The sequence below is a fragment of the Rufibacter radiotolerans genome (assembly GCF_001078055.1).
GTDB lineage: Bacteria > Bacteroidota > Bacteroidia > Cytophagales > Hymenobacteraceae > Nibribacter > Nibribacter radiotolerans.
The window spans coordinates 2,960,970-2,987,002 of sequence record NZ_CP010777.1; the positions used below are offsets into that span (position 1 = coordinate 2,960,970).

Sequence of the window (26,033 nt, forward strand, 5' to 3'; positions counted from 1 at the left end):
CTAATTATTTTGGGAAATTATTTCATAACTAATTGATTTTCAGCACATTTAATACATTTAAAAATCCTATAAAATGCAACTCTGGGCCTGGCTTTTCTGTTGGGTATATATGAAGAAGGTACAAGACGAGAATGTGATTCCGCTCTTCCAGGAAGAGCAAAAAACGCAGGATTCTGCCTGGAAGAAATCTATTCCGGCGCAGGTTTTCCTTAACTACTTTTTTGCCATTAATTACCATATTAACCATAGCTCTGAGGAGGCGGGCCTGAAACACCAGGCCTTCTTCCGGCAGCACAACGCTAATCTGTCTGAGCAGGAATTGCAGGCCCTTACCAAGATCCTGCATAACTGCTGGAGCACGGAGTATGCCTTGCGCGCCACCGCCGAATTAGGCGATGAAATGTATTTGCGCAACGCCCTGCACTGGACGTTCCCGCAGGCGTACTATTCTATTTTTGCGGGGCTGCAAGCGTTTCTGTACACACTGGGCGTGAGAACCAACCATGAGGCCGCCATTAGAAGAGAGGCTGGAAGACTGGTGGTGAAAAACGCGTACCCCAGAACCATTGGGTTTTATGCGGCCGGGGCCTACAATGATTTCAGTATCCATAGGTTGCCGCTGGCAGGTTACAAAGCCAGTCTGCAGATTGCCGGCAAGGAGATTGAGGCACAGGCCCAGATTGGGCAGTTTCTGCGCACCACTCGCAAATTAACCGCCAACACCATTCGGCAGCAGGTACAGAGCAACCCTACTACGGCCATCAAAAGCAGCAAGACCGGTCAGGTGCTGGATAAATGGTCGACGCAACACTGGCAGCAGATTACCTGGCGGATGGGGTACACTACCTTGTTTGACCTGTTAAGCCGCCTGCGCATCTCTTCCTCGCAGAAGGAGATTGACCGCTTCGTAGAGGCCGACATTGATTTCAGGTTGTTCCATGAGTCCTTGCTGGCCATTGTGAGCTACCTGAACGGTATTCATGAAAGCTACGTGGCGCAGGCCCTGGGGCTGGAGAAATACCAGAAAATGGTAGCCGAGCTGCCTGAGCACCTGCAGCACAGCTTCGTGGAAGCCCGGCTGCACCAACAGGTGGAGCCCAACTTTGACGGCGGCACCCAGCCAATGCACTTATCAGCAGCGGCCTAACCTTACTTATTCTAAACAGAAAGAGCCTCCAGTGGAGGCTCTTTCTGTTTTAAGCCTGTTTTCATGAAAACAGGCTTAAAAGGTGTTTGGTCTGGTGAAAGCTTCTGGGCGGCTAAACCGACTGCTTACCGTTACTCATGGCTGAAGCTTTCTATTTTCACGCCTTTGGCTCCCGCCTCTTTCAGGGCTTCTTCGGCGCAAAGCCTGATCTGGTTGAGCTTGAATTCATGGCCCTCAAAGAGGCCTATAATCTCGGGGGCCACCGAATCTGGGTCGGCGGCTTGCTGCATGTGGCCGGCCTGTTCAATGGTGAAACACATGGCTTTGATCTTTGCCCCCTTTATAAGGACATGGGTGGAATTGAACTTGATCAGGTTCTGCTTGAGGTAATCCTTCACAAAATCCTCCTCAGAGATATCTGTCTCGGCCAGCCGAAGCACCTCCTGGTAACTGCGTTTGTGCAGAAATTCCTTTAACGTGGGTTGTATTCCTTTCCGGATATCTGGGTCGCTGATCTGGTGGGCGTAGATCAAGATATTGAAAAGCCACCGGAGGGTACCGTCGTTTTCTTCAAAAACCAAATTCAATTCACATTTCATAGGCAGGAGGTTATTGTTGTCTTTAACGGGTAAATACGGTTTTGGATTAGACGAAAGCCCTGGCCTTGGCCACCCCAGAACCACCATAGGGGCCAACCCTCAAACGCAACCACTTAGCCTTCAGGGTTTCTACCGGCTATTTTTCTGGCCAAAAGCCAAGGGCGTTCCTTTTCTGTTTTAGGCCTATTTTCCAGAAAATGAGCCTAAAACGGCACATTGTGGCAGCTACACCACCTTGTTACAAGCAAGCACCGTTGCTAGACGGTTAAGGGCTATTTCTCCAATCCTGGTATTTCAGAAAGCAATCTCTGTATCTATGGGAATAATTTCCGAAATTCGCGCTTTGATTTAAGAAAACTGAAAGACCGTTTCCATGCATTTAAGCGAACAGGAACTACGCCGGCGCCATGAGCGCGAAGAGCTCCAGAAGATGGGCATCAACCCCTACCCTTCCGAACTTTTTGAAGTCACCGCCCAGGCCAAGGATATAAAGGAAAAATACGATCCAGAGCAGAACAATTTCCAGGAAGTAAGCCTGGCAGGCCGCCTCATGAGCCGCCGCGTCATGGGCAAGGCATCCTTTGCCGAACTCATGGACAGCTCTGGCCGCATCCAGATCTACGTGTCCCGTGATGACATCGCCCCGGGCGAGAACAAGGACCTGTACAACACGGTGTTCAAGAAAATGCTGGACATTGGCGACTTCATTGGCGTGAAAGGCTATGTGTTCAAGACCCAGGTAGGCGAAACCTCTGTGCACGTAACGGAACTGACTTTGCTGGCCAAGTCTCTGAAACCCCTGCCTATTGTGAAGCGTGAGGTAGACGAAAACGGCGTAGAGCACGTGTATGACGCTTTCTCTGACCCAGAGTTGCGCTACCGTCAGCGGTACGTGGATCTGGTGGTAAACCCGCACGTGAAAGAGGCCTTCATCAAGCGCACCAAGCTGGTGAACACCATGCGCGAGTATTTGAACGAGCGCGAGTATCTGGAGGTGGAGACCCCTATCCTGCAGCCTTTGTACGGAGGCGCCGCGGCCCGTCCGTTCAAGACGCACCACAACACCCTGGACATGACGCTGTATCTGCGTATTGCCAATGAGCTGTACCTGAAGCGTCTGATCGTTGGAGGCTTTGACGGCGTTTACGAGTTCTCCAAGGACTTCCGGAACGAAGGCATGAGCCGTTTCCACAACCCAGAGTTCACGCAGGTGGAACTGTACGTCGCCTACAAAGACTACTACTGGATGATGGACCTGGTAGAGGAGATGGTAGAGCGCGTAGCCCTGGCATTGCACGGTACTACGGAGGTGCAGGTGGGTGAGAACATCATCAACTTTGCGCGCCCCTGGAAGCGTTTCACCATGTTTGAGGCCATTGAGCACTTCACCAAGATTGACATCTCTGAGATGGATGAGCCTCAATTGCGTGAGACGGCCACCAGCCTGGGCATCAAACTGGACCCGAACATCGGGAAAGGCAAGATCATTGACGAGATCTTCGGGGAGAAATGCGAGGCACAGCTGATCCAGCCAACGTTCATCACCGATTACCCGGTGGAGATGAGCCCGCTGGCCAAGAAGCACCGCAGCAAAGAGGGCTTGGTGGAGCGTTTTGAAGCCATCTGCAACGGCAAGGAAATCTGCAACGCCTTCTCTGAGCTCAACGACCCTATTGACCAGCGCGCCCGCTTTGAGGAGCAACTGGAACTGGGCAAGCGCGGTGACACCGAGGCCATGGTCCTGGACGAAGACTTCCTGCGTGCCCTGGAGTACGGCATGCCACCAACCGCCGGTCTGGGCATTGGCATTGATCGCCTGAGCATGATCATGACCAACTCCCACTCCATACAAGATGTGCTGTTCTTTCCGCAGATGAAACCAGAGAACAACGGGTAATGTGCTAATTTTTTAATGTGCTGATGTGCTAAGTCGCATTGGTTTTATAAAACAGAAAGGCCGCTCTTATACAAGAGCGGCCTTTCTGTTTTTACCCTTTTTTCTGCAAAACAGGCTAAAAACAGAAATACTGTAAAAGCGAAAAGCCTTCCCATGAAGAGAAGGCTTTTCTGTATTGGTCAAATGGTTTTTATTGCTACTGTTTGATGTGGCTTTCGCCTGTATACTAAGAACTTGAGGTATCCCTTAAAAACTAAATCTAAATCGATCGCTATTCTTAAGTTTTAACTTCAAGTTGGTTTCCTAGCGTTTACTTCATCGCTTTTCGCTTATTACTATTTAACCAATCATGCTTTCTTACTTTAACGGCTCTGCCTAGGCAAAGTTTCAAAGTAAGGGAGGAATTTGCAAGGACTAAGCGCCGGCTGAAGAACCTTCTCCGCCTTTGCCGCCTCTACCAGCATTTCCACCGCCTGCGTTTCCGCCAGTAGCTTCCACATTGCCGCCGGTTGGGTTGTTTTCCAGATGAGAGGTAGCCTTGGTGTTAGAACCAGTATTTACCACATCTGCGTCACCGCTTCCGCCTTTTTTACCCAGCATAGAAGTTGCAGTGGCACTAAGGGCCTGCAGTTGCTCCATACCTGCCTGTAATTTAGATTCCAGGTCCTGGCCTAATTTAGAGGCTGATTTTTTCAAGCTGCCACGAGTGGCTTCTCCGGTTTCTGGGGCCATTAAAATACCCGCTACCACACCGGCGCTGGCTCCTGCCAATAATGCCAGAATGATTTTTCCGCTATTGTCTTTCATGAGTTCTATTTTGTTTAATGTGATTAAATCTGAGTGGGTTTACGGAACAACCAGGTTGCCAAAACCCACGCTAACTGTTAACGGAAACAAGTCTATTTAGTTATAAATACGGACTCGGTTCCTTTACCTAAATCTCAGGTATTAGCTTCTCGCGTTAGCTTCATCAGCGGTAGCGCCGGTAGAGGCATCTGCTCCTACTGAAGTGGTGGTCGCATCGCTGCCTTCAGAACCGCCTAAAAGGCTGGCCAGACCGCCAAATTTCTCAATATAGGCACCAATCTGCCCGTTCACGCCTTCGGCCACCTGGCCGGCAATCTTCATCAGGTTCTCACGGGAGTCTTTACCATTGCTGGGGGCCATTAAGATACCAACTACTACACCGGCAGCAGCACCGGCGGCGGCAGCTAATAAAACTTTAGAATTGTCATTTTTCATAGTATTGTAGAATAAAGGTTAATAGTACGTGTAGGGCACAGAGAAAGGGTTCCCGGTCAGGACCCCGCTTTTCTCCAGGCAATATGCTAAACAATAAATATATATTGTAACATATATTTATGCGGTTTACGGTTTCCCTTCCCTTTAGGTTAAGGGTTTTGCCGTGTTTTAGAAAATATGCTTAAAAAACGTAAAATTGGGTAGATGCGCCGCCCACCAGTTTGCGTATATACATGATCCCAGAACCCTACCACTATGAAAAAATCATTTCTCTTCTCTGCCGTGCTGTTGGCGGCGCTGCCTTTCAGTTGCAAAACCAGTAGCAGCAGCCAAGTGGCCTGCATTGACCCGGCCAAGATTGACAAAGAAAGAGCCTGCATCATGATCTATGACCCCGTGTGCGGCTGCGACGGAAAAACCTACAGCAATTCCTGCATAGCCGAAATAAGCGGCTTGACCTCATTCACCAAAGGCGAATGCCCACCCAAAGGCACCAATCAATAAAACTATGAGCGAAAAAAAATACATCCTGCAGACCAACCCCTTCCGGGTACCCACCACCGACGGCAAGCTGATTGAAGAGCATTTCGGGCTGGCCAGCACCCACACCAGTGCCTTCAGCGTGGCCCACATGATAGCGCCACCTAAATGGGGCGAACCGCACCAGACCCCTGAGTTTGACGAGGTCACCATTGTGCTGCGGGGCCGCAAGCAGATAGAGATTGACGGGGAGAACGTAATCCTTTCCGCCGGCCAGACGCTCCTTATCAAAGCCGGGGCCCGCATTCAGTACTCCAACCCCTTTGATGAGGAATGCGAGTACTGGTCTGTCTGCGTACCAGCCTTTGACATAGATAGCGTGAACCGCGAGGACAAAGAGTATAAGTTCTGGGCCTAACCCATTCTTGCCTGAGGTAAGAAAGAACCCTGAAACAGTTTTCCTGTTTTGAGCCTGTTTTCCCGAAAACGGCCCTAAAGCAGAACATCCCGCCGGAAAGCCCGGCGGGATGTTCTGCTTAATCACCTCTTTATATAATAGAGGAAATTGGTCAAGCGCTTAAAGCCAGTAATTCTTTGGCGCTTTGGTAGGCGTTCTCAGAGGGGTTGGCGCCGGCAATCATCTGGGCAATTTCCACTACCCGCTCCTCATGGCTCAGTTGCCTGATCCGGCTAACGGTGCGTTCGGCGCGGTCTTCTTTATAGACAAAGTAATGGGTTTCGCCCTGGGCGGCCATTTGGGGCAGGTGGGAGATACAGATCAACTGGTGCTTCTGAGACATCTGCTGCATCATCTTACCCACTTTCACGGCAATTTCCCCGGAAATACCAGTGTCAATCTCGTCAAAGATGATGGTCGGCAGCGCGGTTTTGTCGGCGAGCATGTATTTTATGCACAGCATCAGGCGGGAAAACTCCCCCCCCGAGGCGGCTTTGCTTAAGGTCTGCGGGGCGGCTCCCTTGTTGGCGCTGAACAGGATGTTGACCACGTCAATACCCGTGGCGGCCGGGGCCGATACCTTGTGTTCCACTACTACCCTCGCGTTAGGCATGCCCAACTCTGAGAGCAGGCGGTGCAGTTCTTCCTGGAAAGTACTGAACACGCTGGTGCGGCTTTCAGACAATTCCTGGGCCTGGGTATCCACGTCTTGCAGGGCGGCAGCCAGGGCTACTTTGGTCTTTTCAATGGCAGCATCCAGATTATGGACGCTGCTCACTTTTATCTCCAGCTCGGCCTGCAGGGCCAGCAGTTCCTCTACGGTGCGTACCTGGTGCTTACGTTGCAGGGTGTAGATTAGGTCAAGGCGTTCCTGCAGTTGCTCAGCGCGCTGGGGGTCTGCCTCAGTTTTGCGTTCAGCGTCTTCCAGTTCCCCGGCAATGTCATTGAGTTCAATCAGGCAACTGTCCAGGCGCTCTTTCAACGTCTGGAAGCTTTCGCCGTACTCGGTTACCTGGCTAATCAGGTGACTGGCATCTTTCATGGCCCCAGCGGCATTGTACTCGCTCTCTGAGATATACTGCAGGGCCTGGCTCAGCTTCAGCTTTATCTCTTCGGCGTGCTCCAGTTGCTTGAGGTCTATCTCATGGCTTTCCTGTTCCTCGGCTTGTAGGTTGGCTTCGCTCAGCTCATTGAGCAGATAGGTATTGTAGTCCAGTTCTTTTTGTGACTGTGCCAGCTGGCCTTCCAGTTCTTTGTATTCCTTTTCCAGTTTGCGGTATGCCCGGTAAGCGGCGCCGTATTTTGTGCGCAGGCCTTCGTTCTGGGCATACAGGTCCAGGATGTTCAATTGGTACACGGGGTCGCCCAGCAGCAGGGTGTCATGCTGCGAGTGGATATCCATGAGTTGTTCCCCTATGCGGCGCAGGGTTTCCAGCGTGACCGGCGTGTCATTCACAAACGCGCGGGACTTGCCCGAGGGGCTGATCTCCCGCCGAAGCAGGCTCACTGGCTCAAAGTCAAGGTCTTCTTCTTCAAAGAAGCGTTCCAGGTGGTACTCAGACACATTGAAGGCGCCTTCAATCACGCACTTCTGGTCCTGGTTGAAAAGAAGCTTTGAGTCTGCCCGGTTCCCCAGTAACAAACCAATGGCCCCCAGCATAATGGATTTACCGGCACCGGTTTCACCAGTGATGATGTTCAACAACGGGGAGGGCTGCAGTTCCAGCTGCTCAATAAGGGCGTAATTCTTTATCTTAAGCTCTACAAGCATGAGGTAGATTTCCGGATTTGAGGGTGATTGGTGGTGATGGATTCCAATAGACAAATATGCTAATTTATTTAGTCTCTTCACTAATAAACATAGCCAAAAATCTACGGCTTTTTGCCAGAGACCTACTGCGAGGCCTCTACATCTAACACCACTTCCTCTACGTACGCCAAAGGCAAATGGTGCAAAAACCTACGGCCATCACGCAAGGCTATCATGCCATTCAGAAAAGATTCCAGCGTCCCAGACAAGACCCGGCCTTGGGTGGTAATGAGTTGCAGGTCTTTCCCAAGCATTGCCTGGTACTCTTGTTCAAGGTTGGAACGGAAGATGCGGCGCTGCCTTTTACCCATGGCGTTTTAAGGGTGTTTTCCGGAAAATAGGCAATAAATGGAAACTAGCGTTTCAGCAGTGTCTCGTAGCGGGCGCGGTTGGTGGGGTCAATCTGGGTGAGCAAATCATAGGCCTGTTGCTTCTGGGCCGGGGTAGCACTGTTAAAGGCATTGCTCAGCTCCGCGGACTTGGCCTCAAAAAAAGAGCGTAGCACGGCAGCCCCAGGTCTCAGGCGGGCCACCTGCTGGATGTTGCGCAGGGCTTCCAGCATGTTCTGGCGCGCTTTCTCAGGGTCCTGCGCCATTAAATCCAGCCCCTGGCGGTGGTACAGGTACAGAGCCGCGCGGTAAGGTTCAAACTGGGGGTCTACCAGGTTGTTGATGAGCCAGTAGCGGTTACGGGTATCGGCCGTGGCGCTCCAGCCTCCCCCGCCGGCTCCCCCCGAGGAGGTGACCAGGTTCAGGATATTCCGGGCCTCAGCTAAGGCATTGGCGCCACCCATGCGCGAGAAGCTATCATTATCCATGCCTATAATAGTGTAGGCATAGAAAGACAGGATGGCCGTGAGGTTGGTAGTAAACGTATTGGGGGCGTATTGCAGCGGCTGGGCCTGGGTATAATCAAACTCAAACTTGGTGTCTACAAAAGAAAGCACGGTAGTCTCATACCCGGTGCCATAGGTAGGCCGGCTGGAGATGACCTGGGTGTTGGCTTCATAGACCCCAACCTGCGGCATGGCACGCAGCGTGATGAACATTTTGCAGCGTATGCGCTCCTCGTTCTGGTACACGTCACTGGTCCAACGGGTATTGTTCATGACCTCAGAAATGGCGTTCTGCATCTGCTGGAACACCTGGCGGTCGGTGGCCTGCACCTGGTCACTGTTCACAATGACCTCGCAGCGCAGCTCCTGCGCCATGGAACAAAGCGGGAACAGAAGACCCAGAACTACCCACGCTATTTTTTTTGCAGACATGCCCACTCGGTTTTTATAGATTCAAGAATATCCAGGGCTACCTCTTCCTTAGACTTCAGCTCAAATTCCTCTACAGAGGCCGGCTTTACAATGGTGATTTTGTTGGTGTCATGCTTAAAGCCCGCCCCAGGCGTACGCAATGAATTGAGAACCACCATGTTAAGGTTCTTCTTAACCAGCTTACCACGGGCGTTCTCCAGTTCCTGGTCGGTTTCCAGAGCAAAACCCACCGCAAACTGGTCGGAGCGTTTCTGCTGGCCTAAGGTAGCCGCTATATCAACGTTCTTCACCAGTTCAATGGTAAAGGAATCCTCGTTTTTTTTTATTTTGGAGGTAGCCACGTCCTTGGGACGGTAATCTGCCACGGCGGCGGCAAACACCCAAATATCAGCCTTTGAGGCCTTGGCCTGACAGGCGGCAAACATCTCATTGGCCGTCATGACTGGAATCACTTCTACCAATGGGTGTTCCAAGGAAAGAGCCGTGGGGCCTACCACCAGATATACCTGCGCGCCCTGGTCGGCAAAGGCACGGGCCAGCGCGAAGCCCATTTTACCGGTGGAGTGGTTACCAATGAACCGGACCGGGTCAATGGGTTCATACGTGGGCCCTGCGGTGATCAGGACTTTCTTTCCGCTAAACAAGGACACGTGGCGTAAAGTGTTCTTCTAAAACCTTCATAATATCCTCGGGCTCAGCTAGGCGGCCCTGTCCTACCAGACCACTGGCCAGTTCGCCGTGGCCGGCTTCAATGAAATGGTTGCCGTAGCTTTGCAGCAGCCTGAAATTCTCCTGCACGGCCGGGTGTTGGTACATGTCCAAGTCCATGGCCGGGGCCACAAACACCGGGCACCGCGCCGAAAGGTACGTGGCCGTCAATAGATTGTCACAAAGGCCGCGGGCCATTTTGCCTACGGTATTAGCGCTGGCCGGGGCAATGACCAGAGCATCGGCCCAGAGGCCCAGCTCCACGTGGTTATGCCAGAGGCCAGACTTGTCTGAGCGCACGAACTCGGTCAGGACCGGTTTTTTAGAAAGCGTGGCCAGCGTGACAGGGGTTATAAAAGCAGAAGCAGAAGTGGTCAGGATTACCTGCACTTCTGCTTCTGCTTTTATAAGGAGGCGCACCAGCAAAGCCGCTTTGTAAGCTGCAATGCTTCCGCATACCCCCAGAATGATTTTCTTATGCCGAAGCATTCAGAAAGGCCTTAATTAGAAGGAAGAGGTTTCTACTTCATCATCGGCGGTGCGGAAATACACTTTGCCTTCAATGAACTCCTCAATAGCCATGTTGGTAGGCTTAGGCATACGCTCATAGTATTTGGAGATCTCAATCTGCTCACGGTTCTCAAACACTTCTTCCAGGTTATCTACCGTGGTGGCAAACTCAGCAAGCTTGGAGTTCAACTCCTCCTTTACTTTCACCGCTATCTGGTTTGCACGCTTAGAAATGATGGAAAGGGACTTATATACGTTTCCGGTTTCTTCAGCTAAGTTTGAAACGTTGCGCGTTACAATGGATGCTGGTACTTGTGCCATATATCTAGAAAATTGGGTGGTTACAAAAATTATTGATTGGTAGTGGTAGTGGCCGTTACGGTCTGAGACTTCTTGAGTTTCTCCAGCTCCTGCTGGGTTGCCTCATAGATCTGTTCGGCACTACGTGAAAACTTACTCTTTGGGTACGCGTCAATAAACGCCTGGTAAAAGGTGACTACTTCTGCGAAGCGCTCCTGCTGCTTGGACTCAATACTTTCCTTGGCGTAGTTGTACTGGGCGTCTATGCGCAGGTAGGCAGCCTCCTCATTATACACGGAAGACGGATAGCTTTTCCGGAAGTTCTCCAGCGCAACTACCGCTGCCTTGTAATACTGCGGGTCATAGTTGGTCAGTTTGTAGTACTGCTTGGCGCTGTTGAAGGCCTTTACCTCCACCTTGCCAGAAAGCTCATCATAAACCTTGTTTGCCTCTGCCATGTACTTGCTCTGCGGGTAGCGGCGCATAAATTCCTGCAAGGCGCTCATGGCCTGGGCCGTGCTCTGCTGGTCCAGGTTATAGCTGGGCGACTCATTGGTGAGGGAGCGGGCATTCATGAAAGCGGCCTCCTCGGCGTACTGGCTCCTGGGGAACGTCTGCCCGAAGGAAGTGAAGTGGAAAGAGCTCTCTAGGTACAGGTGCTGGTAGAATTTGGTATAAGCGTACAGAAAATTGGCCCGCTCATACTCGCTGCGCCCTTTCAGGAGGGGCATGAGGTCTTCTAAAAGCGCGCCTGCTTTATCATATTCCTCTTTCTCATAGTAAGAAAGCGCAGCGGCGTATTTCTTGTCTACGTCGTCGCTTTTCAGGATTTTATTGTATTTCCCGCAAGAACCCAACAGCAACACTGTGAGCAAGATGGGCAAATAGGAAAGGATGCGTTTGGTCATAAGCACGCAAAAATAACGTTTTTTTTTATATCTAACAGAACGAATAGCAGTGGCCTTAAGTATAAACCCGGCTTTATTGCGCTTTCTTAAGTGGAGTAGCTACCTTTTTACTGGCTTTGGCGGGAGCCGGCACCTTTTTCGCTTTTTTGGCTGGGGCTTTCACGGGCTTGGCTTTTGATTTGGCCGGGGCCGGCTTGGCCAGTCTTGCCGGCCTCTTGGCGGGTCCCCTTTTGGCCAACACAGAGGCTTTGGTTGGTATTTCTTTTCCGCGCCACTCAAACCCCTTCAATCGTTTATCAGGCTCCTCCAGCTCATGCGGCGGAATCAACTTGGCGTCTGGGTTCTCCAGAAACGAGATAAACTGAATTTTACCGTTGGCAAAGAGCATGCGCATGTCACTGCTCACGGCCCGGTTCATACCCAGGGTAGCGGTATCGCCTTCCAGGGCAAAGTAGAGGCTTTCGGCGTTGCCGTTCACGTCAATGCGGCTGATCTTACTGTTAATGAAATGCGCAATCATGTTGCGGCCCTTTACCTGGTTAAAATTCTCCAGGGTATCACGGGAAATGGCGAACGAGTTGCCAAACATGCGCATCTGGTGCAGGCTGTTGTTCTTGAGCTGCATGACCACGCTGTCTGCCGTCATTTGGTTTTTGCTGGCCCACAGCCGGGGATTGCGGCTCATGTAAATAATAGAGTCGTTCAGGTCATAGGTAAGCGAGTCACAAAGCCCCTGCATGTCAGACTTGAAGATGCGCACGTCATAATACGCGTACAGTTTCCCTTTCTTTTTCTTATCACGGGAGTTCTCCACAGAATACAGGGTGTCTGCCGACAAATACATGGTATCACGGGAGACAATGCTTTTCATGACCGGCGACCCAAACACCTTGGCCCTTCCCCGGGCCCGCCAATATTGCGCGGTCTGGCCGGTGATAATGGTCGTGTCTTTGATGGAGGTCATGGACACGTTGCGGGAGGCCGTGTAATACTCGCGGCCCTTGTCATAGGTGAGCTCATCACCCCTTATAATATAGTCTGGCGTTTTTATGCTGGCATTGCCCCGGAAGTTAGAGGCGCGGGTAACGGTATTGTAGGTGCCGCGGTTGGCAAACAAAGTACCGTCCGGCGATTTGATGGTGGTTGGCCCGAAGAACTCCACCACCTTGCTTACGGTGTTGTAGGCCATGGTATCGCTTACCACCTCGGCGTTCTGGCCCACGTATTTCACGCCTTTCTTAAACCCGAGCACCTTGGCATCGGAGGCGTAGGTCCCTAACTGGCTCTGAATGGTGTAGTCTGCTCCTACAATATTGCCGCCTTCAGTATAGTAGGCCCGTTTGGCGTCCAAGTTGTAGTTGAGCGAAGGGGTGGTCAAGGTCATTTCGGCATCGCGCAGAGTCACACCGCCGCGCATGTTGGCTACCCGCCGGGTACCGTCATAGCTGGCGGTGGCGCTGGTGGCGTCCATGCTTTCCTGGGTAATGTGCACGTTCCCGAACACCTCCATGCGGTTACGGTCCTTGGCGTACTGGTAGGCAGAGTCGGCGGTGAGCGTGGTGGCCCCCTGGCGCATGACCACATTGCCCAGCAGGCGGCGCACTTCCTCGCCGTTATAGGTACCGGCCTCTAACGTATTTGCGGACACTTCTACCGGTTGCCCCTTCTGCTGCGTGTCCTGGGCGAAGGCCACTAAAGCAGAAAGCACGGAGAAAAGAGATACTAACCCTATCTTTGCGAACTTCATCAATGATTTCAATAGGTGCGAAATTAGTAAAAATGCCCTTCCTTTGCCTATGCTCCAGAAAGTTTTAGATTATATAACCATAAACGGGTTAGCCACCCCAGAGACCAAAATCTTAGCCGCAGTAAGTGGAGGCTTGGACTCAGTGGTGCTCGCGGACCTGCTGCACCGCCTCAAATTGCCCTTTGCCGTGCTGCACTGCAACTTTGGGCTACGCGGCGAGGAGTCTGACGCTGATGAACTCTTTGTACGTAAACTGGCCAAACAATATGACGCGCCTTTCTACAGTGAGCAGTTCCAGACCCAGGCCTTCGCCGAGCAGGAAGGCATTTCCATCCAGATGGCGGCCCGCACCCTGCGCTATGAGTGGTTTGAGCAGATGCGCACCCAACTGGGCTATGACGTCATCGCCATGGCGCACCACCAAAGTGACGCTTTAGAAACCGTGCTCCTGAACCTGGTACGCGGCACCGGTCTTGCTGGTCTGCACGGCATTCTTCCCAAAACCGGCCATCTCATCCGGCCGCTGCTAGGCCTCACCAAAGATGACCTCTATGACTGGCTGGTGGCTAAACGCCTGGCATGGCGCGAGGATTCCTCCAATGAAAACACCAAGTACAACCGTAACAAGGTGCGCCATGAGGTAATCCCGGTGCTCAAGCAATTAAACCCCAACCTGGAAGAGACCTTCACCCAAACGCTTGAGCGGCTGCAAGGTGCCGAGGCCGTGTTTCTGGCCTCTTTTCTGGAAATGAAGGCTAAAACGCAACGCCAGGAGAACGGCGCTACCTATATTGGTATTGCCCCGCTGCAGGAAAGCCCCGCGCCAGTTGTGCTGTTGCATGAGTTCCTGAAGCCCTTCCATTTCAACTATGCCCAGACCCAGGAGATTGCCGCCGGCTGGGATGGCCTTTCTGGCAAGACGTTTATGTCGCCGGCGTATGTGCTGGTGAAAGACCGCGAGGATCTGGTGATTACGCCCAAAGCCCTGGAGAAATTCGGAAGCATTACGGTACCGGAGGAAGCCACTGAAATCCAGTTTGGTCCTTATTTTGCAAAAATAGCCCGAAAACCCTCCGAAGGCTATAAAGTGCCCCGCTCCAAAGACGTGGCCGCCCTGGACGCCGACCTGGTGAAACTGCCGCTCAAGCTTCGCCCCTGGAAACAAGGCGACTGGTTTATTCCGCTGGGCATGAACGGCAAAAAGAAAGTAAGCGACCTGCTCATTGACAAGAAAGTGCCCGCCAACCTGAAGCCCGATGTGTGGGTGCTGGTGTCAGACGCCTCCCTGGCCTGGGTTATTGGCCAGCAGGTAGATAACCGCTTCAAAATCTCTGAGAACACGCAGCAAGTCCTGGAGATAACAGTGACCCGAGTTTGATAGTTGATTGTTAATTGCTGATTTTTTTTGGAAAGCTATTGCAAAAGCAATTAACAATCTGAACAATTAACAATCTGAACAATCAGCAATTAAAACCGATTTCCTTTTCACCCTCCCGCACTTTTACCTAATTTCGCCGCGTAGTTTTTATATAGTCTAACCAAACGCAAGCATAATGAAAGTAACCGTTGTTGGAGCCGGAAACGTAGGGGCCACCTGTGCCGACGTGTTGGCTTACCGCGAAATCGCCAATGAAGTAGTGTTAGTAGATATCAAAGAAGGCTTCGCCGAAGGCAAGGCGCTGGATATCTGGCAGAAATCCCCTATCAATCTGTATGACACCCGCACCGTGGGCGTCACCAACGACTATAGCCGCACCGCCAATTCAGACGTGGTGGTAATCACCTCTGGTTTGCCCCGCAAGCCCGGCATGACCCGCGATGATTTGATCAGCACCAACGCCGGCATCGTGCGTTCCGTAACCGAGAACGTGATCAAGCATTCTCCGGAGGCCATCATCATTGTGGTTTCTAACCCGCTTGATGTTATGACCTACGCAGCGCACATCACCTCTAAATTACCCCGCAATAAAGTAATAGGCATGGCCGGTATCCTGGACACCGCCCGTTACCGCGCCTTCTTAGCCGAAGAACTGAACGTGTCTCCTAAAGACATTCAGGCGGTATTAATGGGTGGCCACGGTGACACCATGGTTCCGTTACCTCGCTACACTACCGTAGGTGGTATTCCTGTAACCGAACTGATTGACCCTGCCAAACTAGACGCCATTGTAGACCGCACCAAGAACGGTGGTGGTGAACTGGTGAAACTGATGGGTACCTCGGCCTGGTATGCGCCAGGTTCTGCCGCTGCCCAAATGGTAGAAGCCATTGTGCGTGACCAGAAGCGCGTGTTCCCGGTTTGTATCAAGCTGGAAGGTGAGTACGGCATCACGGGCACTTATTTAGGTGTACCAGTAGTATTGGGCAAGAACGGCGTGGAGCGCGTAATTGAGCTACAGCTGAACGAAGACGAGATGGCTCTTTTGAAAGCCTCTGAGAAAGCCGTACGTGAGGTAATGGACGTGTTAGACAACATGCCTGCCACCGCGTAAGCCTTAACTATATCTTATAAACAGGAGAGCCCGGCCATTTGGCCGGGCTCTCCTGTTTATAAGGAAAACAGGCCTAAAAACGCTTACTGCTTATACACGACCCCGTCTTTCATCACGAACTTGATCTGCTGCAAGAGCTTGATATCTTTAATAGGGTCTCCGGTTACGGCCACCAGGTCTGCCAGTTTTCCTTTCTCCACAGCGCCTAGTTTTTCAGACATACCTATCAATTCAGCGGCGCTTACGGTGGCAGCTTTGATGGCTTCCATGGGCGGCATGCCGGCCTCTACCATATACTCAAACTCCTTCGCGTTTTTCCCGTGCATGAACACCCCGGCATCGGTCCCGAAGGCGATTTTCACGCCTGCTTTATAGGCCTTGGCAAACGTGCCCTGCAGTTGCGGCCCAATGGCCAACGCTTTAGGCGTCACCAGCGCGGGGTAATATCCTTTAATCTTGGCAGAGTCAGCGACGGATTTACCGGCAGTGAGGGTGGGCACGTACCAGGTGCCGTTCTTCTTCATGAGTTTCATGGTTTCCTCATCCATGAGCGTGCCGTGCTCCACTGAGGTCACCCCGGCCCGCACGGCGCGTTTCATGCCTTCGGCGCCGTGGGCGTGCACCGCCACTTTCAAGCCCAGGTCGCGGGCGGTCTCTACAATGGCTCTAATTTCTTCTTCGGTGAACTGCGGGGCTGAGCCGTCTTTGGCCACGCTCAAAACGCCGCCCGTAGACGCTATCTTGATCAGGTCAGCGCCATTCTTGTACTGGTAGCGTACTGCTTTGCGGGCTTCATCTGGTCCGTTGGCTACGCCCTGGGCCGGGCCTGGGTCGCCCTGCAGGTCTGCGCGGTAGTTATTGGTGGGATCCATGTGTCCGCCGGTAGCCGAGATAGCCTTGCCTACCACCAACATACGGGGCCCCTTCACCAAGCCCTGGTTGATGGCGTTACGCAACTGCACGTTCACGCCGCTTCCGCCCAGATCACGCACGGTGGTAAAGCCGGCCATTAAGGTCTTCTCTGCATAATTCACCGACCGGAAGGCAATAGTGCCCTGGTTCAGGGAAAGAGCCTCGGCGTACGCCGTGGGGCTGGTCTCACTTTCAAAGTGCACGTGCATGTCCATAAAACCGGGCATCACGGTCTGGTTCTTCAGGTCGATGACCTTGGCGCCGGCGGCGGGGGTGGTATAGCCCTTCTCCACGGCCACAATCTTGTTGCCTTCAATCACCACGGTCATCTCTGGCTGGGCTTTGTCTTTGAGCCCGTCAATCAGGTAACCACAGTGCAGGAAGGTTTTTTGGGCCATAGACTCCAGGCCAGAGAACGCCACCAAAGCCATAGTTGCCAGCGCGTAGAAAAGTTTGTTCATATAGGTTGGGTAGAAAACAGATTAGGTGTCTAATGTAACTAAAATTAAGGAGAGAGGCAGTATAAGTGTGGAGCCGCTTCCGTGTCTTTTCGGTTTCACCGTGTCCTGCGGAAAACGGCCCAAAAACGCTAACCCTTGCCACCCTGCTTGCTTTTTCCGTAAAAAATCTTACCTTGATACCATAACCAATTAAGGGCAAAGCAATGGATTTCTGGTGGTTGTGGCTCATAGCCGGCATTCTGTTACTGGTAGCGGAAATGATAACCGGCACGTTTTACCTGCTTTGGCTGGGCGTGGCGGCCATGGTCGCGGCTGTTTTGGCTTATCTGTTCCCTGAAAACTATTTGCTTCCGCCGGCCGCTGCCAGCGTGACCGGGCTCCTTCTGATTCTTTTCACCAAACCGCTCACCACCCGCCTACGTCAGGCCCGCGGCTACGCCGATCCTGCCCATCAGCTCACCAACAAAGAGGGCGAAGTACTGGAACCCATCTCCCCTACCCGCCTGGGCATTGTGCGCGTGGGAACCGAGATCTGGTCTGCCAGCGCTCAGGAAGATTTGGAGATTGGCCAACGGGTGCTGGTGGTGGCCCAAAGCAGCACGGTCTTGAAAGTAGTGCCTATCAAATAAGAGTTCAGCGTTTCACTCACTCACTCACTCACTAAATACATGACTACCTCACTCATTATCCTTGCCTCCGTTATTGTGCTCATGGCGCTGTCCATCCGGATTATCCAGCAGCAGAAGGTTGCCGTGGTGGAGCGGCTGGGTAAGTTTCAGCGCCTGATGCACCCGGGCCTGAACCTGTTCATCCCGATTGTGGACCGCGTGCGGGTGTACCATGACCTGCGCATCCAACAGACTAACGTACCGCCCCAGAGCGTGATTACCCGCGACAACGTGCAGGTGCTCATTGACACAATTGTGTTCTACCAGGTAGTGGGCCCCGAGCAAGCCACTTACGGCATTTTTGACTACGTGCTGGGCGTGCGTAACATCACCACGGCCACCATGCGCCAGATCATCGGTAACCTGGAACTGGACGAGACGCTTTCTGGACGCGAGCGGATCTCCGCCGAGATCAGGACCGCCCTGGATGAGGCCACTGAGAAATGGGGCGTGCGCATTGAACGCGTAGAGGTAATTGACATCAAGCCCCCTGTAGACATTCAGGAAGCCATGGACAAGCAGATGAAAGCCGAGCGGAACCGCCGCGCCATTATTCTGGAAGCCGAAGCCGCCAAACAAGACATGATCCTTCGGGCCGAAGGCGACAAGGCCAGCAAGGTGCTCCGCGCGGAAGGCGAGCGGGCCTCGGCTGAGCTCCACGCCCTGGGCCAGGCCCGCGCCATCATAGACGTAGCCGAAGCCGAGAAAACCCGCATCAAACTCTTAATGGAAGCAGGCCTTGACGACCGGGTGCTTACTTATAAATCCTTCGAGGCGTTGGAGAAAATTGCCATGGGCCCGGCCAACAAGATCTTCCTGCCTACCACGGCGGTAGAAACCCTGGGCAACATTGGCGCCATTGGCGATATGCTCAAAAGCAGCAAAAACTAGCTAGTCGTTTTAGGGCTGTTTTCCGGAAAACGGGCCTAAAACGGGTTTGATCCAAATTAAAAGAGGAGGCCTCGCAGATAAACTCTGCGAGGCCTCCTCTTTTATATTCATCGATATTTATCCCTCCATTTATCATCCTGAAAGCTCCTTATGAGCGAACCAGGAAAGCGCATAAATAACAATTAGGACCTTTTAAAGCCCGTTTTCCGGAAAACACCCCAAAACGACCTGACAATCAAAAACTGCCTCCCCGGCCTGTCCCCTGACAGGACGGAAGAAAGGTGCCTTTATTGGTGACGGACATAGTTTGGCCTGTCAGGGGACAGGCCAAGGGGAGAGTTTGCAGGAAGAAACGTCAGCAGAAGAACCAAACATAAGCAATTCGCATTTACAGCCTGTTTTTCTGAAAACGGCCCTAAAACGCATTACTAATCACGAACCCCCTACTTCTGACTCGCCTTAAACAACTTCTGCTTTTCCTCTTTGGTCAGGCTCTCATACCCCGAAACGGAGATCTTATCCAGAATCTGATCGATTTCTATTTGGGAAGGGTGCCCGGCCATGCCAGAAGAAACAGGCATAGAAGGATTAGGCGCGGCGGTATACGGTCGGTTAGGGTTTTTATAGGTGACCTTGAGAGGAGATCTAGGTTTGAACAGACCACTGAAAAAGCCCAGCACCGCCTGCACCGGACGACCAAAATCAGTGCCGCGCTGCAGTTGCTGAATGTAGAAAAACCCCAGAATGGCACCGCCCAGGTGGGCAATGTTACCGCCGGCGTTGCTGCCTACGGCCCCTGAGATGGAGAGCAACACCATCACGGCCGCAATATACTTGATTCTAATGGGGCCAAGCAGGATGAGGTTGAACGTGTAATTAGGCAACAACGTAGCTGCGGCCACCATCACAGAGATCACACTCCCAGAGGCTCCCATCATAAAAGACCGGTCTGCGCGAAGCTGTAGGTACGGGATGGTGTTGTAAGTAAGCAGGTAGAAAAGTCCGCCGGCCAGCCCGCCCAATACATAGAGGTTCACCAGACGCTTGTCGCCAAGGTATTCCCGTATCAGCATGCCAAACCAATACAGGTTGAGCAGGTTGAAGATGATATGGAAGAACTCCAGGTGGGTGAAGAAATAGGTAAACAGGGTCCAGGGACGGTACGCGAACAGCTGCAGATTAGAGGGCAGCTGCAGGAAGGTCATGAGATACCCAAATGTGCTTCCGGAACCGCTCAGGGTCATGATGGTGCGCACCACAATCAGCACGGCAAACACCACCACATTTATGAAAATGAGTTGGTGCAGCGCGTTATTGCCTTTACTGAACGCCGATTTTATATCGTCAAAGATACTGGTCATAGGTTAGTAGAAATTTGTGCGTTTCCGCTCCCAGAGTTTGAGTAAGATATAAGCGAAAAGCATACCGCCCAGGTGGGCATAATGTGCCACATTATCGCCGGGAGTACGGTTTAAGCCGGAATATAGCTCAAACGCGCCGTATAGTAATACGAAATATTTAGCCTTGATGGGTATCGGGAAGAACAGCAACATAAGCTCTGTGTTGGGGAACAGCATGCCAAAGGCCATCAATATCCCGAACACCGCGCCAGACGCTCCAAGCATAGGACTGTTCACCATCACCTCAGATAATTTAGCCGCAATGGTCTTCGCCTGCATGATAAACTGAGGATCACTAGGATTACGGTTAAACTCTATCATGAAATCCTGCAGCCCGCGCACGTTCACCCCGGCACTTTGCACCAGATTTCTAAAATCAATGGGGTCTGGGTTCTGCATAAAGGCCGTCACCCCGTCCATGACCACCGTCACTTCATACCCGCGGACCAAAGAATATAGCAGACTAGCGCCTAAACCGGTAACCAGGTAGAAAATGAGAAAGCGCTTCTCTCCCCAATGGCGCTCCAGTAGAGGCCCGAAGATGAACAAACTGAGCATGTTCCCCAGCAGGTGCATTATATTCACTTTGGAGTGCATGAACATGTGGGTCACGAACTGGTGCGGCTGAAACTTATCTGACCGGATATCATGCAGGGCAAATAAATCCGTGGGAAACAGCCTATCGCTCAGAAAGTACATGAGCACATTGAGGATAAGCAAGTTACGCACCATGGGTGTGATAGGTGGCATAAAGTAGTCTTGTGGTAAAATGGGCAAAGGAACGCAATACCACAAAAGCCTGTGGCGCCATTCATATTCTTACAATAACCGGCCTACGGGAGAATGGTTCTGCACCCAAGCGTACGGCATACCGGCGCAATGGATACCCAGCGCAACTAAATTCTTTAGCGCAGGCTGTTTTCCTCCCGGCTGGCCCTTACAGATTAGCCCCGCTGGAAAAGGTCCTGCAACTGCTCGGTCTGCAGAATAACCAGGGTCTTCTGGCCGCTAGGCGTATAGTTGGGCACCTGGCAACCGAATAACCTGTCTACCAGCGCGTTCATCTCCTGGTCGCTCAACCGGCCGGTGAACCGGCTGGCCACGCGTTTGGCCATAGCCCGGGCCAGGTTCTCCTGCCGGTCTACCTTTAACGAAGACAGGTTGTTCTTATATTGTTCCAGCAGGCCCTCAATCAGTTCCCGCTCATCGCGGAGCGGAATATCTGCCGGAATACCGTTCACCACCAGCGTATTGTTGCCGAAGTCATTGAAGACAAAGCCCAGCGCGTTGAACTCCTCGGCCAGCTCCATCACCAGCGAGAAATCGCCCGGCGAGAGCGGCAACGTCTGCGGGAACAGCAACTGCTGCGATGCGCCCGTGCGCTTGCCCAGGGCCTGACTATACTTTTCATACAGAATGCGTTCCTGGGCCGCCTGCTGGTCCACTACCATCAACCCCGATTTCACCTGCACCATCAAATACTTCTGGTGCACCTGCAGGGCCTTGGAGCCGCCGGTCAGGTTACCGCCTCCCAGCAGCGTCTCCTCCTCTTCCGGGAAAAGATTGGTATCCTCTGGCGTTGCGGTTCTGTTTACGTCTCTGGCCGGAGCCGAATAGGAATGTCCAAAGCTGCTTCCGCCGGAGGCACGGCTGGTAAAGGTGGTAGGCAAACCAGACGAGGGCGAGGTTCTGGGGGCCTGTGCCGGGGCTGTCTCAAAATCCATAGACGCCGGGAATTTCATGGGCTGGAGCGGCATGTAGTTCACGTCGGCGCCAAAGTCCAGGGACGGGGCAATGTTGTGCAGGCCCAGGCTCTGCTTCACGGCCGCGCGCACAATGGCGTAGACCGTTTTCTCGTCCTCAAACTTGATCTCGGTCTTGGTGGGGTGCACGTTAATGTCTATCGTTTCCGGGGCGATTTCCAGAAACAAGACATAAAACGGGAAACTGTCCTTGGGCAACAGCCCCTCAAAGGCGGTAAGCACCGCGTGGTTCAGGTACTGGCTTTTGATGTAGCGGTTGTTCACGAAGAAGAACTGCTCGCCGCGACTTTTCTTGGCAAACTCGGGCTTACCTATGTAGCCCTTCACGGTCAGGAACGGCGTGGTTTCCTCACAGGCTGCCATCTGCTCTTTGTATTCGCGGCCAAAGATACTCACAATGCGCTGGCTCAGCTTGCCCGCGGGCAGGTTCATCACCTCCACCTCATTCTGGTACAGGGCAAAGGCAATCTCGGGGTTGGCCAGGGCCACGCGCTGGAACTCGTCCAGGATATGGCGCATCTCCACGGGGTTGCTTTTCAGGAAGTTACGGCGGGCGGGCACGTTAAAGAACAGGTTCTTCACGCACACAATGGTGCCCTCGGCCATGGCCTCGGGTTCCTGCTTGAGCACTTCGTTGCCTTCAATGGTAAGGCAGGTGCCCAGCTCGGCGCCCCGGGCGCGGGTCTTCATCTCTACCTGGGCCACGGCGGCAATAGAGGCCATGGCCTCGCCCCTGAACCCCATGGTCCTGATCCGGAAAAGGTCTTCGGTGCTCTTTATCTTGGAGGTGGCGTGGCGCTCAAAACACATGCGGGCGTCGGTAGGGGTCATGCCCTGGCCGTCGTCCACTACCTGTATCAGTTGCTTGCCGGCGTCTTTGATGATTAACTGTACGCTGGTGGCGCGTGCATCTACGCTATTCTCCAACAACTCCTTCACCACCGAGGCCGGGCGCTGCACCACTTCGCCGGCGGCGATCTGGTTGGCCAGGTACTCGGGTAATAAACGGATGATATCTGCCATAAATCTTCCCTGCGTAGTTAATTATTTTTATTCTCCCTTCCCGTTGAGTAGGAGGACAAACCAGGGGTCGGCCCGAACTTTTTAAGGGAGAAAAGCAAAATTTTAAGTAATATTACCAGCTTAAACAGCGGGGTAAGTTCCCTCACCTTCTGCCAGTTCTATCTTTTGGTGCCCGTTTTCTGCGGTGGGTTGCCCTGCCGCCAAAGCGAGCCCTGAAAGGTAGAGGCTTTTGAGGAAACTACTCTGGTCTAAACCGTTTTTGCCCCGTTTTTCCAAAAAAAGGCGTAAAACGCACCAGGGTCCCTTTGCCGGCCGGCTACTTTCCTCTGCGAAATTAGGCCTATGAAACAGTTATTCAAATTTTAATTACGCGTTGCGAAATGCTAAATCGATATAGCCTGGTACTGCTTCTGGTGGTAATGGGCGCCTGGATGGCATTGTCGGGGTTCGGCCCCAAAGGCCGGGGTAACATTTCCATACAGGAGCAACGCTGGGTAGACAGTGTGTATCAATCTCTTACGCCTGATCAGCGTCTGGGACAACTCTTCATGGTAGCCGCTTACTCCAACAGCGGGCAAAGCCATGTGCGCGAAATTGAGAACCTGGTGAGCCAGTACAGCATTGGCGGCATCATGTTCATGCAGGGCGGCCCCGTGCGGCAGGCCAAACTCACCAACCGCTACCAAAGCATGGCTAAGGTGCCTTTACTGGTGGCCATAGACGCCGAGTGGGGCCTGGACATGCGCCTGGACAGCAGCATGCACTTCGCCAAACAGATGACCCTGGGCGCCCTGCCCGATGACCGCTACGTGTACCTCATGGGCCGCGAGATTGCCCTCAAGCTCAAGCGCCTGGGCATTCACGTGAATTTCTCGCCGGTGGTAGACGTGAACAGCAACCCCAACAACCCCGTTATTGGCAACCGCTCCTTTGGCGAGAGCAAGGAAAAAGTGACCGCCCGCGGCATCGCCTACATCAAAGGCCTGCAGGACCACGGCATCATTGCGGTGGCCAAGCACTTCCCCGGCCACGGCGACACCGATGCCGACTCCCACTTCTCCCTGCCTGTGCTTTCCCATGACATGGCCCGCCTCACCGAGGTAGAGCTTTACCCCTTCCGCCGTTCTTTTGACGCCGGCGTGATGGGTGTGATGGTGGCCCACCTGCACGTGCCTAAGCTGGACTCCATTGTGAACCGCGCCGCTACCTTATCTCCATACCTGGTCAATGACCTGCTCAAGGGGAAGATGCAGTATGAGGGTCTGGTCTTCACCGATGCACTGAACATGAAGGGCGTGACCCGCTACCACAAGCCCGGCGAGGTAGACGCCCTGGCCCTGATTGCCGGTAATGACGTGTTGCTGTTCTCTGAAGACGTGCCCAAAGCCATGCAAAGCATCAAATTGGCCATTGCCGCCGGGCAGATAAGTGAGCAGGAAGTAGAACTGCGCGTGCGGAAGATGCTGCATGCCAAGTTCTGGGCCGGCCTGAACCAATACGCCCCCATAGACCTGACCAACCTGTCCAGCGATCTGAGCCGACCGCTGAGCAAGGTGCTGCAGCAGCAATTGTATGAGCAGGCCGTGACGGTGGTCGCCAACAAAAACAACCTACTGCCCTTCAGGATGCTGGACACCACCTCGTTTGCCTCTCTTTCTATTGGGGCCGGGGCGCACAACGTGTTCACGCAGACCCTTGACAAATACGCGCCTTTCAGGAAATTTGCCATTACCAGCCGGGCCGCGCCAGACAGTGTGTACCGTAACCTTAAGCGGGACTTGGCGGGTTCTGACGTTGTGGTGGTCTCTTTGCAAAACCTGAACAACAACCCAAACAACAACTTCAATTTATCGGGCAACGCCCTGGGCTTTATCAGGGAACTGCAGCGCGATTCCACTAAAAAAGTGGTGGTGGTAGTTATGGGCAACGCCTACAGCCTTAAAAACTTTGAAAGCAGCAACTGGCTGGTATGCGGCTATGAAGACAATGAGGTAGTAGCCAAAGTGATTCCGCAGGTGCTTTTTGGGGCCTTGCCCGGCATTGGTCGGTTACCGGTGACAGCCTCGCCTAAGTTCAAGGAAGGTGACGGCATCTCTACCCCGTCTTTGAACCGCTTGAAATACTCGGTACCCGAGAGCGTGGGCATGAACTCCACCATTCTCAAGCAGATTGACAACATTGCCTTAGAAGCCATTGCCTATGCCGCCACCCCGGGATGTCAGGTGCTGGTGGTAAAAGACGGCACCGTGGTGATGGAGAAAGCCTACGGCTACTACACCTATGACCGTACCCAGCCCGTTACCGAGAAAACCATTTATGACCTGGCCTCTATTACCAAGGTAGCGGCCACGCTGCAGGCCGTGATGTTCCTGAAAGACCAGGGCCGCCTGAAGTTGGAGGAGAAACTGGCTACGTACCTGCCTGAACTCAAAGGCACGAACAAAGCCGGACTTTTAGTGCGTGATGTTTTGCTGCACCAGGCTGGGTTGGTGGCCTTCATTCCTTTTTGGAAACAGACCCTGCGCAATGGCAACCTCAACCCTATTTATTATGACAGCCTGCGGTCTGAGAAATTCCCCAATGAGGTGGTGCCCGGCATCTATAGCAACCAGCGGCTGGAGGACTCGGTCTGGACTTGGATTGTAAAATCTGACCTCACGGGCAAGCGCGTGGCCAACGGCAAGTTTGAGTACCGCTACTCAGACCTGGGGCTGCACATCATGAAACGCATTGCCGAGCGCCTTTTGAACCAACCCCTCCCCGACTTCCTGGAACAGAACTTCTACGCGCCGCTGGGGGCTTCCACGCTTACCTTTAACCCGCTTACCAAATTTCTGAAAGAGCAGATTGCCCCCACTGCTACCAAATCTGACTTAAAGGCAAACGTGACCCTACAAGGCACCGTGCATGACGGCAACGCCGCCCTGTTAGGCGGTACGGCGGGCCACGCCGGGCTTTTCTCCAACGCCAATGACCTGGCCATTCTCATGCAGATGGATTTGCAGAACGGAAACTACGGCGGGCAGCAGTATTTCAAAACCCCGGTAGTGACGGAGTTCTCCAAGGGCGCCAGCCAGTACAGCCGTCGTGGCATGGGCTGGGACAAACCAGACCCCGAAGGCAACGGCCCTACCTCAGATCTGGCCCCTATGAGCACCTTTGGGCACACCGGCTTCACCGGTACCGGCACCTGGATTGACCCCGACAACAACATTATTTACATCTTCCTCTCTAACCGCGTGTACCCTGACGCTGAGAATGATAAGCTGCTTAAGTACAACATCAGAACCCGTATTCATGATGTAGTGTATCAATCCTTAGAATTGAAACCGTAACTTCGCCAGGTAAACC

The 26,033-nt window shown here is 53.0% G+C and carries 24 protein-coding genes; 9 read left to right on the plus strand and 15 right to left on the minus strand.

What is annotated here, in order from left to right; translation table 11 throughout:
• Positions 1–109 precede the first annotated feature (109 nt).
• On the plus strand, positions 110–1,147 hold the full coding sequence (locus TH63_RS12175) for a hypothetical protein (protein WP_048921168.1): 1,038 nt from the start codon (positions 110–112) through the stop codon (positions 1,145–1,147).
• Positions 1,148–1,278: 131 nt separating this feature from the next.
• Here TH63_RS12175 and TH63_RS12180 read toward each other — a convergent pair whose 3' ends face one another.
• Positions 1,279–1,746 (minus strand): hypothetical protein, encoded by a 468-nt coding sequence (locus TH63_RS12180; RefSeq protein ID WP_156180577.1) that lies wholly within the window; start codon positions 1,744–1,746, stop codon positions 1,279–1,281.
• Positions 1,747–2,119: 373 nt separating this feature from the next.
• Here TH63_RS12180 and lysS point away from each other — a divergent pair, with 373 nt between their 5' ends.
• Entirely contained in the window at positions 2,120–3,643 is a 1,524-nt protein-coding gene (gene lysS, locus TH63_RS12185; RefSeq protein ID WP_048921170.1) for a lysine--tRNA ligase, read from the plus strand.
• 414 nt (positions 3,644–4,057) lie between these two features.
• Here lysS and TH63_RS19835 read toward each other — a convergent pair whose 3' ends face one another.
• Both TH63_RS19835 and TH63_RS12195 read right to left on the minus strand, forming a co-directional pair.
• Positions 4,058–4,450: a YtxH domain-containing protein gene (locus TH63_RS19835; RefSeq protein WP_053093803.1), complete on the minus strand. Its 393-nt coding sequence runs from the start codon at positions 4,448–4,450 to the stop codon at positions 4,058–4,060.
• A 141-nt stretch (positions 4,451–4,591) separates the two neighbouring features.
• Positions 4,592–4,885: a YtxH domain-containing protein gene (locus TH63_RS12195; RefSeq protein ID WP_048921171.1), complete on the minus strand. Its 294-nt coding sequence runs from the start codon at positions 4,883–4,885 to the stop codon at positions 4,592–4,594.
• A 255-nt stretch (positions 4,886–5,140) separates the two neighbouring features.
• On the opposite strand from TH63_RS12195, the gene TH63_RS12200 reads away from it, so the two are divergent.
• Positions 5,141–5,389, plus strand: a complete 249-nt coding sequence (locus TH63_RS12200; RefSeq protein ID WP_048921172.1) for a Kazal-type serine protease inhibitor domain-containing protein — start codon at positions 5,141–5,143, stop codon at positions 5,387–5,389.
• A 4-nt stretch (positions 5,390–5,393) separates the two neighbouring features.
• The gene (locus TH63_RS12205) at positions 5,394–5,783 is read left to right on the plus strand and encodes a cupin domain-containing protein (RefSeq protein ID WP_048921173.1); all 390 of its coding nucleotides are present in this window, start codon (positions 5,394–5,396) and stop codon (positions 5,781–5,783) included.
• Positions 5,784–5,934: 151 nt separating this feature from the next.
• Here TH63_RS12205 and recN read toward each other — a convergent pair whose 3' ends face one another.
• The 8 genes from recN to TH63_RS12245 form a co-directional block, all read right to left on the minus strand.
• Positions 5,935–7,593 (minus strand): DNA repair protein RecN, encoded by a 1,659-nt coding sequence (recN, locus tag TH63_RS12210; protein ID WP_048921174.1) that lies wholly within the window; start codon positions 7,591–7,593, stop codon positions 5,935–5,937.
• 122 nt (positions 7,594–7,715) lie between these two features.
• Positions 7,716–7,943 (minus strand): hypothetical protein, encoded by a 228-nt coding sequence (locus tag TH63_RS12215; protein ID WP_048921175.1) that lies wholly within the window; start codon positions 7,941–7,943, stop codon positions 7,716–7,718.
• A gap of 44 nt (positions 7,944–7,987) precedes the next feature.
• Complete coding sequence (gene porD, locus TH63_RS12220) at positions 7,988–8,899, minus strand: type IX secretion system protein PorD (RefSeq protein ID WP_076606478.1); 912 nt, start codon at positions 8,897–8,899, stop codon at positions 7,988–7,990.
• Positions 8,881–9,549, minus strand: a complete 669-nt coding sequence (gene coaBC, locus TH63_RS20855; protein WP_048921177.1) for a bifunctional phosphopantothenoylcysteine decarboxylase/phosphopantothenate--cysteine ligase CoaBC — start codon at positions 9,547–9,549, stop codon at positions 8,881–8,883. Before coaBC ends, porD begins: the two co-directional genes overlap by 19 nt.
• Positions 9,536–10,096, minus strand: a complete 561-nt coding sequence (locus TH63_RS20860; RefSeq protein WP_048921178.1) for a flavoprotein — start codon at positions 10,094–10,096, stop codon at positions 9,536–9,538. The genes coaBC and TH63_RS20860 overlap by 14 nt, the downstream gene beginning before the upstream one ends.
• A 15-nt stretch (positions 10,097–10,111) precedes the next feature.
• Entirely contained in the window at positions 10,112–10,438 is a 327-nt protein-coding gene (locus tag TH63_RS12235) for a DNA-directed RNA polymerase subunit omega (RefSeq protein ID WP_048921179.1), read from the minus strand.
• 29 nt (positions 10,439–10,467) lie between these two features.
• Positions 10,468–11,325, minus strand: a complete 858-nt coding sequence (locus tag TH63_RS12240; RefSeq protein WP_082161672.1) for an outer membrane protein assembly factor BamD — start codon at positions 11,323–11,325, stop codon at positions 10,468–10,470.
• 73 nt (positions 11,326–11,398) lie between these two features.
• Complete coding sequence (locus TH63_RS12245) at positions 11,399–13,072, minus strand: OstA-like protein (RefSeq protein ID WP_082161673.1); 1,674 nt, start codon at positions 13,070–13,072, stop codon at positions 11,399–11,401.
• Between the two features lie 49 nt (positions 13,073–13,121).
• Here TH63_RS12245 and tilS point away from each other — a divergent pair, with 49 nt between their 5' ends.
• Entirely contained in the window at positions 13,122–14,450 is a 1,329-nt protein-coding gene (gene tilS / locus TH63_RS12250) for a tRNA lysidine(34) synthetase TilS (RefSeq protein ID WP_048922812.1), read from the plus strand.
• A gap of 175 nt (positions 14,451–14,625) precedes the next feature.
• A complete protein-coding gene (gene mdh / locus TH63_RS12255) occupies positions 14,626–15,564 on the plus strand; it encodes a malate dehydrogenase (protein WP_048921180.1) in 939 nt (312 codons plus the stop codon).
• 83 nt (positions 15,565–15,647) lie between these two features.
• Here mdh and TH63_RS12260 read toward each other — a convergent pair whose 3' ends face one another.
• Positions 15,648–16,937 carry a metal-dependent hydrolase family protein gene (locus tag TH63_RS12260; protein ID WP_048921181.1) on the minus strand — a complete coding sequence of 430 codons (1,290 nt, stop codon included), beginning with the start codon at positions 16,935–16,937 and terminating at the stop codon, positions 15,648–15,650.
• Positions 16,938–17,140: 203 nt separating this feature from the next.
• On the opposite strand from TH63_RS12260, the gene TH63_RS12265 reads away from it, so the two are divergent.
• Positions 17,141–17,566: an NfeD family protein gene (locus TH63_RS12265; protein ID WP_048921182.1), complete on the plus strand. Its 426-nt coding sequence runs from the start codon at positions 17,141–17,143 to the stop codon at positions 17,564–17,566.
• A 39-nt stretch (positions 17,567–17,605) separates the two neighbouring features.
• Positions 17,606–18,496, plus strand: coding sequence for an SPFH domain-containing protein (locus tag TH63_RS12270; RefSeq protein ID WP_048921183.1), 891 nt, complete (start codon positions 17,606–17,608; stop codon positions 18,494–18,496).
• A gap of 443 nt (positions 18,497–18,939) precedes the next feature.
• Here TH63_RS12270 and TH63_RS12275 read toward each other — a convergent pair whose 3' ends face one another.
• The 3 genes from TH63_RS12275 to mutL form a co-directional block, all read right to left on the minus strand.
• On the minus strand, positions 18,940–19,857 hold the full coding sequence (locus TH63_RS12275; protein ID WP_048921184.1) for a rhomboid family protein: 918 nt from the start codon (positions 19,855–19,857) through the stop codon (positions 18,940–18,942).
• 3 nt (positions 19,858–19,860) lie between these two features.
• On the minus strand, positions 19,861–20,646 hold the full coding sequence (locus TH63_RS12280; protein ID WP_048921185.1) for a rhomboid family intramembrane serine protease: 786 nt from the start codon (positions 20,644–20,646) through the stop codon (positions 19,861–19,863).
• Between the two features lie 194 nt (positions 20,647–20,840).
• Positions 20,841–22,682, minus strand: a complete 1,842-nt coding sequence (mutL, locus tag TH63_RS12285) for a DNA mismatch repair endonuclease MutL (protein ID WP_048921186.1) — start codon at positions 22,680–22,682, stop codon at positions 20,841–20,843.
• A 380-nt stretch (positions 22,683–23,062) separates the two neighbouring features.
• Here mutL and TH63_RS12290 point away from each other — a divergent pair, with 380 nt between their 5' ends.
• Positions 23,063–26,017 (plus strand): glycoside hydrolase family 3 N-terminal domain-containing protein, encoded by a 2,955-nt coding sequence (locus TH63_RS12290; protein ID WP_048921187.1) that lies wholly within the window; start codon positions 23,063–23,065, stop codon positions 26,015–26,017.
• Positions 26,018–26,033: the final 16 nt, after the last annotated feature.

Coding starts and splice junctions, on each gene's coding strand:
- TH63_RS12175 (WP_048921168.1), top strand. CDS start 110: ATGAAGAAGGTACAAGACGAGAATGTGATTCCGCTCTTCCAGGAAGAG.
- TH63_RS12180 (WP_156180577.1), bottom strand. CDS start 1,746: ATGAAATGTGAATTGAATTTGGTTTTTGAAGAAAACGACGGTACCCTC.
- lysS (WP_048921170.1), top strand. CDS start 2,120: ATGCATTTAAGCGAACAGGAACTACGCCGGCGCCATGAGCGCGAAGAG.
- TH63_RS19835 (WP_053093803.1), bottom strand. CDS start 4,450: ATGAAAGACAATAGCGGAAAAATCATTCTGGCATTATTGGCAGGAGCC.
- TH63_RS12195 (WP_048921171.1), bottom strand. CDS start 4,885: ATGAAAAATGACAATTCTAAAGTTTTATTAGCTGCCGCCGCCGGTGCT.
- TH63_RS12200 (WP_048921172.1), top strand. CDS start 5,141: ATGAAAAAATCATTTCTCTTCTCTGCCGTGCTGTTGGCGGCGCTGCCT.
- TH63_RS12205 (WP_048921173.1), top strand. CDS start 5,394: ATGAGCGAAAAAAAATACATCCTGCAGACCAACCCCTTCCGGGTACCC.
- recN (WP_048921174.1), bottom strand. CDS start 7,593: ATGCTTGTAGAGCTTAAGATAAAGAATTACGCCCTTATTGAGCAGCTG.
- TH63_RS12215 (WP_048921175.1), bottom strand. CDS start 7,943: ATGGGTAAAAGGCAGCGCCGCATCTTCCGTTCCAACCTTGAACAAGAG.
- porD (WP_076606478.1), bottom strand. CDS start 8,899: ATGTCTGCAAAAAAAATAGCGTGGGTAGTTCTGGGTCTTCTGTTCCCG.
- TH63_RS20860 (WP_048921178.1), bottom strand. CDS start 10,096: ATGCTTCGGCATAAGAAAATCATTCTGGGGGTATGCGGAAGCATTGCA.
- TH63_RS12235 (WP_048921179.1), bottom strand. CDS start 10,438: ATGGCACAAGTACCAGCATCCATTGTAACGCGCAACGTTTCAAACTTA.
- TH63_RS12240 (WP_082161672.1), bottom strand. CDS start 11,325: ATGACCAAACGCATCCTTTCCTATTTGCCCATCTTGCTCACAGTGTTG.
- TH63_RS12245 (WP_082161673.1), bottom strand. CDS start 13,072: ATGAAGTTCGCAAAGATAGGGTTAGTATCTCTTTTCTCCGTGCTTTCT.
- tilS (WP_048922812.1), top strand. CDS start 13,122: ATGCTCCAGAAAGTTTTAGATTATATAACCATAAACGGGTTAGCCACC.
- mdh (WP_048921180.1), top strand. CDS start 14,626: ATGAAAGTAACCGTTGTTGGAGCCGGAAACGTAGGGGCCACCTGTGCC.
- TH63_RS12260 (WP_048921181.1), bottom strand. CDS start 16,937: ATGAACAAACTTTTCTACGCGCTGGCAACTATGGCTTTGGTGGCGTTC.
- TH63_RS12265 (WP_048921182.1), top strand. CDS start 17,141: ATGGATTTCTGGTGGTTGTGGCTCATAGCCGGCATTCTGTTACTGGTA.
- TH63_RS12270 (WP_048921183.1), top strand. CDS start 17,606: ATGACTACCTCACTCATTATCCTTGCCTCCGTTATTGTGCTCATGGCG.
- TH63_RS12275 (WP_048921184.1), bottom strand. CDS start 19,857: ATGACCAGTATCTTTGACGATATAAAATCGGCGTTCAGTAAAGGCAAT.
- TH63_RS12280 (WP_048921185.1), bottom strand. CDS start 20,646: ATGCCACCTATCACACCCATGGTGCGTAACTTGCTTATCCTCAATGTG.
- mutL (WP_048921186.1), bottom strand. CDS start 22,682: ATGGCAGATATCATCCGTTTATTACCCGAGTACCTGGCCAACCAGATC.
- TH63_RS12290 (WP_048921187.1), top strand. CDS start 23,063: ATGCTAAATCGATATAGCCTGGTACTGCTTCTGGTGGTAATGGGCGCC.